The 7,997-nt window shown below is 63.5% G+C and carries 6 protein-coding genes; all 6 read right to left on the bottom strand.

Annotated elements, in window-relative coordinates; all coding sequences use genetic code 11:
* Positions 1–122 precede the first annotated feature (122 nt).
* Entirely contained in the window at positions 123–494 is a 372-nt protein-coding gene (locus C2L80_RS12410) for a hypothetical protein (protein ID WP_129589966.1), read from the bottom strand.
* A 95-nt stretch (positions 495–589) separates the two neighbouring features.
* Entirely contained in the window at positions 590–1,315 is a 726-nt protein-coding gene (locus C2L80_RS12405; RefSeq protein ID WP_239938990.1) for an endonuclease domain-containing protein, read from the bottom strand.
* 1,197 nt (positions 1,316–2,512) lie between these two features.
* Positions 2,513–3,955 (bottom strand): sodium:solute symporter family protein, encoded by a 1,443-nt coding sequence (locus C2L80_RS12400; RefSeq protein WP_087198470.1) that lies wholly within the window; start codon positions 3,953–3,955, stop codon positions 2,513–2,515.
* Positions 3,956–4,089: 134 nt separating this feature from the next.
* On the bottom strand, positions 4,090–5,472 hold the full coding sequence (locus C2L80_RS12395; RefSeq protein WP_087198472.1) for an SLC13 family permease: 1,383 nt from the start codon (positions 5,470–5,472) through the stop codon (positions 4,090–4,092).
* A 405-nt stretch (positions 5,473–5,877) separates the two neighbouring features.
* The gene (locus C2L80_RS12390) at positions 5,878–6,153 is read right to left on the bottom strand and encodes a hypothetical protein (protein ID WP_129589965.1); all 276 of its coding nucleotides are present in this window, start codon (positions 6,151–6,153) and stop codon (positions 5,878–5,880) included.
* Between the two features lie 71 nt (positions 6,154–6,224).
* The gene (locus C2L80_RS12385) at positions 6,225–7,802 is read right to left on the bottom strand and encodes a phytoene desaturase family protein (protein ID WP_092196819.1); all 1,578 of its coding nucleotides are present in this window, start codon (positions 7,800–7,802) and stop codon (positions 6,225–6,227) included.
* Positions 7,803–7,997: the final 195 nt, after the last annotated feature.

Genomic DNA, 7,997 nt, shown 5'->3' with positions numbered 1-7,997 from the left:
AGGGCGGGTTGCAGGGCGGGTCGGGTCGCGGGCTGCGGGCAGGTTGGCGAACGGGGACGTGTGTGGCAGATCGACCCGGCCTATGCCAGCAGCAGTTCGGTAAAGACGCGTCGATTCCACTGTCAAACCAGGATTGACACGAACCCGCGTTCGCCGAATCGTCCCTCGAAGCCCCCGATCGGGTGCCTCAGGGGGGCTTCCCGCTTGCCGGCTGGAGCCTCCGAAGCGATGGCGAAGCCTTGCACGACGAGCCGACCTGGCCCATGCCAATCCTGGTTTAATAGCGGAGCGTCGATGCGGTAGCACAAAATGACGGTTAAGAACGATTTTCCGATCAGATCGAATTTCGCGACCTGGCATTTCTCCAAAAACGCTCCTGCAGAGAGCAGAAAAATCGTTCTTAACCGTGATTTTGTGCTAGATGTCTCCCCGGCTGTTGTAAGGTCAGGATTGACGAAGACGGCAGATTTGCGTTGTGCGATCTCGATTCTCATGGCGTGGCTGGGTTCCGCTGTCGTTGTAGAGAGGGCTGGGCATACCAGAGCGCTGTCGCAGTGCCTTATGCGTTGCGGCGGCAATCTTCGATCGATCATTTGCCTTTCAGCAGCGTTTGGTGCAGCGCGAGGTTTGCTCGCGTGAACTGCGGATCGCGGTAGCGAAGCTGTTTGCCGAGGCGGCCGGCGATCGTGCGCGCGATCGCATTGAGTGCGCCCCCATCGCCAATCTGCCACTTCGTCACCGTTATCACGGTGAATCCCATCGATGTGAGGGCGTTTCTTCGCATGGCGTCCTTCGCGATGCGCGTTTCCTCCGCATGCTCTTTGCCGTCGTATTCCACATCGAGCATGGCGCGGGGCCATAAAAGGTCGCACACCACGTACCTTCTGCCCGCGATGCGTCGTGCGCGTTCGCTCAGGTCGACACGTTCGTTGAGCAGCGGCGCCTCGATGCCGTAGCCTCCCATAGCGTATGGTAGGTGCAGTATCATGGCCAGCGCCGTCTCTCGTGGCGATGCCGACCCGTTCAGCGCGTAGCGCAACGCGCGGAGCGCCTTTTTGCGTCCGTGCACCGGGCCGAGGGATTCGACGTACGTGCGAAGCTTTTCAACAGAGGTGAGGGGAGCGCATTCGCGCAAATGATCGGTTGAGGTGTCGTAGGTTCCGCACCATTCAAATCCGAGTTCGATGAGGCGCGGAAGGTCGAGCATCGTTGCCATCTGCACGAAGCACAGTTCGGGCGAGCAGACGGAAAACCCGTTGCAGGTGTCGAGGATGGAGCCGGAAGGAAGCTCGTTTCCCTCGATATGGCTGATCACCTCTTTCGATGTCCTGCGCTTGTGGCTTTCTGCCACAAGCACGTGCAAAGGGCGTTTCAGCCACCAGCAACCGGGCTGCGCGAGCGTTCCTTTCAAGGGCGGCGCGACGAGCAGCGGCCGTGCGTCTTGGACAGCACGGAAGCTTCGCGAGCCGAAGCGCACCGAACGCCAGTATTCGAGTGCGGATGTATGACAGAGAACCGGTTCCATGCGTCCATGATAAAGCAACGTTGGGAAGGCGGCTGCACAAAATCACGGTTAAGAACGATTTTCTTGGGGTGCGGGAAAGAGCCACCTGGGGTTTCTCCAATCGATAGCGTTTTCGGAAGTGATAAATCGTTCTTAACCGTGATTTTGTGCTATGCCGTTGGTCGGTCTATGTTAAACCAAGATTGATATGGGCCCGGTTGGCCCCGCCGCGCGCGGACCGCCCAGGCGCCTCGGAAGCCCCCGATCCGTCAGGCGGGGGCCTTGCGGGGCGCCCGGCCAGAGGGGCCCGGCTCGGAGCTGGAAGAACATGGGTTCGTGCCAATCTTGGCTTAACAGAGACTTTTCCGGCTCTATGTTTAACCAGGATTGACATAGACCGGGTTGGCCCGGCGGGCGAGGCCCCGCCGGCGCCGCAGGAGCCCCCCCGTCCGTCGGGCGGGGGGGGGGCTTCCGAAACCCCGGCCAGAGCAAACCCGGCTCAAGGATTAGCAAGCATGAGTTCGTATCAATTTTGGTTTGACATAGCCATTGGTTGCCTTTCTGCGAAACCAGGATTGAGATAGGCCGGGTTGGCCCGCCGAGTAAGGCCCCGCCAGTGTTGCTTGTCGCCAAGCCGCTGCTGATATGTGCATGTCGGAGGGCGCATGTTCTCTTGCGGGGTTCGCATGCGAGCGGCGCGTGCTCTCGCGATCTGCGCGCGGTCAGCGAGTGCGCTTTCGCGACTAGCGCTCGGCCGGCGCGTGCGCATCGGCTGCGACCGTGCGCGAGCTAGTGCGTGCGCACATCGGCCGTGATCGACGCGCGCATCCAGCCACGCGCGCTCTCGCGACCGACGCGCATCCAGCTAAGCACGCGCTCGCGATCCACCCGCATTCAGCGCGCATGCAAGCCATAGCCGACGCGCGTGTCCAGCACGCGCGCAAGCCGTGGCCAACCCTCGGCGGCCAACCCTCGGCGGTCGAGGGCTGGCCACGACCGCGCCTCGGCTTATTCGCGCGCAGCCCTTCCTTCGGCTTTGGCCAGCTCGTCGCGGGCGGCGCGATAGCGCAGATAGCCTTCCGAAACCCTCTCTTTGCTGGCGAGCGTCATGACGGCCAGCACCGCGATGGTGAATCCGCATGCGGGCCATAGCGGCTCGACGCCCCAGGGATTCCCCGCGAAATGCCAGATCGCCGCGATGGCGCCGCCGCCGAGCATCGACCAGAACGCCGCCGCGCTGCTCACGCGCGGCCACACCATGGCAACCAGAAGCACGATGCCCACCACCGACCGAATCTGGAACGCGGCGTAGAGCTGCCCCAGAATGGACGAGGCGTTCAATCCGAGCCACGTGGACGCGATGCCCAGCACCACCACCATGACCCGCGAAAACGCGAGGCGTTGGCGGTCGGTGCTGCGCGGTCGCACGACCGCGTAGAAATCCTGCGTGAGCGTGTTCGACACGAACAGCAGTGCCGCAGGAGCGGACGACCAGATGGCAGCCGCGATGGCCATGGACACCACGCCCGCCACGGCGGGCCCTTGGGCGTTCGACATGGCGAACAGGATGGAGTTCGGCTCGGCGTCGGGCATGACCAGCACGCCGCACATGCCGATGATGGCCGGCAGCGTGGCGAAGGGGATGACGATGGCCGCGGCGCCCCACGCACCGATGCTCATGTCGCGCGCCGACCGGGCCGAGATGGTGGCCGTCACCATGGTCGCCGCGGCGAGGAAGCTGATGCCGATGCCGATGGCGTTCGCCAATGATGACCATACGTCGGGCTGGAACAGGTCGAAGTAGCTGGCGGGCAGCTGTTCTCTCAGCGCCGAGAGCCCTCCCGCCATGTCCAGGCTGCCGCTCGTGGCCGCGATAAGGCCCGCGTACATGACCACCATGTGCACGATGTTCATGACGGCCAGGCCCTTCATTCCCCCGAGAAGGGTGACCAGGATGAACAGTGCGGACACGATCCAAGCCAGAAGCGTGGAGTCAAGGCCGGTCATCGGCGCGATGAGCGCCGCTGCGCTGACGGGCTGCGAGGAGTACAAAAAGCAGTACGTCACCACCACGATGACGAGCATCACGGCTCGGCAGCGGTCGTCGAACATGAACTTGAAGGCCTCGGGCACCGACAGGATGTCGTAGGTGCGGTGCATGGCGCGGTAGAACCGCGCTGCGAACACGATGAACGCGATCATGCCGATGGACATGCCCCAGTTCACCCATACGGCTGACAAGCCGGTGGTGAACCCGGTGGCCGCTTTGCCGATGGTGGCTGCGCCGGCCATCATCTCGGCGAACAGCAGCGGGATGATCATGAACCACGCCAGATTGCCCTGGGCGGTGAGGAATTGCCGCGACGAGGAGGACCCTCGCGCGGCCACGATGACGCTGATCGCCACGGTGATCACGATGTAGGCGATGAGCATCGCGAAGGGAAGGTTCATGGAGGTTCCTTTCGGAGGAGCCCGCCGCCCTCGTCGTTTGCGCGTTTGGCGGCGAGTCTGCGTCGTCGAACGCCATTCGGCGATGGGAGGCGTCGCCGAACGCGCCCGACGACGCCTCCCTCAAGCGGGGCGCGCTAGCACAGCCCCATGGCCATCCACAGCGGGATGCTGCCCATCATCGCCACGACGGAGATGATGGCGTACGCGTAAGCGGACTTCTTGAACTCCTTGATGGTGACGTACTCGTTGCCGGCAACGCCCAGCGCGCCCAGCACGAACGGGTTCATGAAGCCGTTGAACCAGATGTTGCCTCCGATGTACTCCACGAAGCCGAAGATGAACAGCGAGATTCCCGCATCGGGCAGAAGCGGCCCGAAAATGGAGTACAGGATGACGATGCACACGCCCTGCGCCGGAATGAACGCGCGCAGGATCCACGTGAGCACGAGCAGCACGGGCACGAAGATCCACACGCTGCTGACCACCGGGCTGACGACGGGGCCCAAAAGTCCGGCCAGCCACGTGCTCACGCCCGTGGTGCTCATGAACCCGGCGATGCCGATGAGCGCGCCGATGAACATGACGAGGCCCCAGGGGATGCGGGTTTGGAAATCCTTCGGCGTGAGGATGCCGAAGGCCGACATCACCACCGCGCCCAAAAGCGCCACCATGCCCGCATCGAAGATGTTGGATATCCACAGCGCCAGACAGGCCACCACCACGACGAGCGCGACCCACTCCTCCTTCTTCATCTTGCCAAGGGCCTGGTACTTGTCGATGAAGTAGTTCTCGGGCAGGTCGAGCTTCTCCTTCGGACGGCAGTACGTCATGCAGAAGATGTAGGTGCCCACGAGCAGCAGGATGAGCCACACCCACGTGAGCGAGAGGTAGCCCACCCACGAGAACGACAGCCCCACCACGCCCAGCATGAACGCCACGTTCGCGCTGCCCGTCAGAAACGCGTGCGATCCGATATAGGGCGGCATGAACACCGCCGTCAAAAGGCCGAGCGCCGGCTTGCTGCGCTTATCGTAGCCAACTTGCTTGGTCATCTCCGTTGCCATGGGGGCCAACAGGTTGGTCTTGGCGTTGTTCGACGGGATGAGCGGGCTCACCACCAGGCCCGCGGTCATGAGCGAGAGCACTTGGCCGCGGTAGTTCTTCGGAAAGATGGTGAGCATCTTCAGCGCCAGACGCGTGAGCAGCCCCGAGTTCTCGATGCCGGTGGCGAAGGCGAACACGGCGATCATCAGCCACACGATGCTGCCGCCGAAGGCCGAGAACACCTCGGTGAGGCTGCCCACCTGGAAGGCCACCATCAGCGCCATGGCTCCCAGGCAGGTTGCCCACGAGGGGAGGGCGTTCGCGATGAGCATGATGAGCATGCCCACGAAGATGCCCAGGTAGGTCATACTCGTGACGGTGAGGCCTTCAAACGGCGGGATGTTCGCGATGATGGCTCCCACCACGATGGAGACGACGAGCATGATGATGCTCTTCTTGTTGAACTCTTTCATAGATTCCCCTTTTCATCAGGGAGACGGGATGCCTCCCGACGTGCAACCCCATGTCTTGTTCCGAACCGTGCCCCGCTCCGAAGAGGCCGCCGCCCTTGGGCCTTTGCGAGATCTTCGGGCTTCGCGGCGGCTTTGGGCCCCGGACGCCCTCGGACTTCGCGGCGCCCTTGGGCCTCGTAGCGCCTCGGGCTGTGCGACACCTTTGGGCTCGGGCGTCCTTTCCGGCGTTTTGAGGCTTGTGGCATCCTCGGGCCTCTGGCCGGGTGTTTCCTATGCCCTTCCCCTCGGCGCCCTCGGGCTTTGGCGGCACCGTGGCCCTCGCAGTACCCCTCGGTTTCTGGCTTCGGCATCCTGTCCGATGCCCGAGGTCCCCGATGCCTCCAACGCCCCGGCGTTCTTCGGCGCTTACCGGGCGGTTTCCTTCGCCTGTTTCTTGCGGGCGCGCAGCGCGGCGGGGATCTTCTTGGCGAAGGCGATGATGGCCTTCTTGTTGGCCATGACGACGGGCCAGCCGTTGGCGATGGCCTCGGGGGTGAGCAGCACGTTCATGCGCATGCTGTCGAGCGCCTTCGCGTCGAGGATGAGCTTGCCGTCCTCGTACTCCATCTTGAAGATCTCCACCATGGGGCTGCCGTCTTCGGTCAGCATCATGAGGGACGGCTGCTTCGGTGGTTTAGGCATGGGGATCACGCTCCTTGAGAGGCGGCCGAGCGGGGCCGGCCGCCTCTGCGTATCGGGTTGGTTGGACGGGGTTACTTCTTCAGGACGTCGCGGAAGTCCACGCCGTAGTCCTCGAGGATCTTGAGGGCGCCGGGCCGCGCGCCGGCGGCGATGCCGCCGCCCGGATGTCCGCAGCATCCGACGAAGTACAGGTTGTCGATGGCGCCGTGGTAGTCGTGGCCCTTGCCGGGGAAGGGGCGCATGTCGTACATCTGGCTGGGCTGCAAGCCGATCATGCCCAGGTCGCCTTCCTTCATGGCCGGGTTCCACTGCTCGTACTCGACGGGCGTGAGGCCCCACTTGCCTACGATGTCGTCGTCGGTGATGTTCGTCGTCTGGGCCTTGAAGAACTCCCAGACCTCCTGCTTGAGCTCGTCGCCGTGCTTCTCCCAGTTCTTCTCGTCGCCCCACAGGCGGTAGGGGGCGTAGGAGTACAGGTTGACCACGCTGTGGCCCTCGGGGCAGCGCGACGGATCCCACAGAGACGGGATGGTGACGAGCGGCAGACGCGGGTTGAACTCGCCCAGGCGGTAGCTGCTGAACGTCTCGAGGTATTCCTTCTCCTCAGGGGCGAACTCGATGCAGTAGGCGTCGAGCACTTCGGGGCCGGCCTTGAACTCGGGGATTTTCTTGAGCGCGAAGGACTGGTTGAGCGCGGCGAAGTCGGCCTGCTTGAGCCGGCGCACGTAGCGCGCCTCGTCGGCGGGCGCGTTGTCGCCCAGCATCTCGTAGACGTCCTTGATGTTGATGGTGCTGATGACGGCGTTGTTGGCAAGGTACTCCTCGCCGTTTTTCGTGCGGACGCCCTTGATCTCGCCGCCCTGCACGGTGACGCCGTCCACCCACGCGTTGGTGAACAGGTCGGCGCCGTTGTCCTTGCAGCAGGCCATAAGGGCTTCGACGAACTTCTGGCTGCCGCCCATGGGGAACGGCGGGGCGTAGGTGGGCTTGTGCACGCGGCCCGTGAAGTACAAAAGCGTGGCGGTGCCGATGGCGCGCGGGTCGATCATCATCTCGGTGCACCAGCGGGTGAACGTGACGCGCACCTGCTCGCTTTCGAACCACTCCTCTACGATCTGCTGGGCCGAAGAGCTGAGCACGCGCTGGAACTCGCGGCCTTCGGGGCTCATGTACATGACGTTCATCATGGTGCCGTACGGCGGCGGCGCGCTTTGCGAGCCGATGCCGGCCACGGCCAGCATGTTCACCATGTACTCGTGAAACTCGGGGTACACTTCGGCATCGCGCTTGGAGAACTGTGCGATGTTCTGGCAGGCCTTGTCGATGTCGTGGTGCATGATGAGGCTGGTCTGGTCGGGGAAGATCGAGCAGAACAGCGCCTTGGCGTGGGCGTACTCGAAGCCGTACTTCGAGAACAGGCCCAGTTCGTCCTCCGTCACGATGGGCGTGGCAGAGATCATGTTGTGGACCATGCCGCCGAGGTCGGAGACGTATCCCGGTGCGCACACTTCGCCTGAGCGGGTGGAGCCTCCGAACTCGTCGTTGGCTTCGAGGCAGCAAACGCTGAAGCCGGCCTTCGCGAGGTAGGCAGTGGTGATGAGGCCGTTGTGGCCGCCGCCCAAGACTACGAAGTCATACGTGGATGACATGGTGCTTCCTCCTTATGGGTTGTGTGACCATGCTGTTCGAACGTTGCGCATCCCGGGATGCGTTCATTAAGCGCTGCGCGGTGCCGGTCGGCAAGGGCCCATAATCGCGAAAGCGTGGAACCGCGTGCAGCTGGCCGCGCCCCACTTTTGTGGAACCGTCGCTTTTCTGGGGGGGGGGGGGTGGGGCGGGCATGC

It is taken from the genome of Rubneribacter badeniensis (assembly GCF_002899695.1).
Classification (GTDB): Bacteria; Actinomycetota; Coriobacteriia; order Coriobacteriales; family Eggerthellaceae; genus Rubneribacter; species Rubneribacter badeniensis.
The sequence above is the reverse complement of the archived record's forward strand: the minus strand, read 5'-3'. Positions and strand labels throughout refer to the sequence as shown.

Bases quoted from the DNA above. Each gene is read 5' to 3' on its own strand.
- C2L80_RS12395 (WP_087198472.1), bottom strand. From the start codon at position 5,472: ATGAAAGAGTTCAACAAGAAGAGCATCATCATGCTCGTCGTCTCCATC.
- C2L80_RS12400 (WP_087198470.1), bottom strand. From the start codon at position 3,955: ATGAACCTTCCCTTCGCGATGCTCATCGCCTACATCGTGATCACCGTG.
- C2L80_RS12385 (WP_092196819.1), bottom strand. From the start codon at position 7,802: ATGTCATCCACGTATGACTTCGTAGTCTTGGGCGGCGGCCACAACGGC.
- C2L80_RS12410 (WP_129589966.1), bottom strand. From the start codon at position 494: ATGAGAATCGAGATCGCACAACGCAAATCTGCCGTCTTCGTCAATCCT.
- C2L80_RS12390 (WP_129589965.1), bottom strand. From the start codon at position 6,153: ATGCCTAAACCACCGAAGCAGCCGTCCCTCATGATGCTGACCGAAGAC.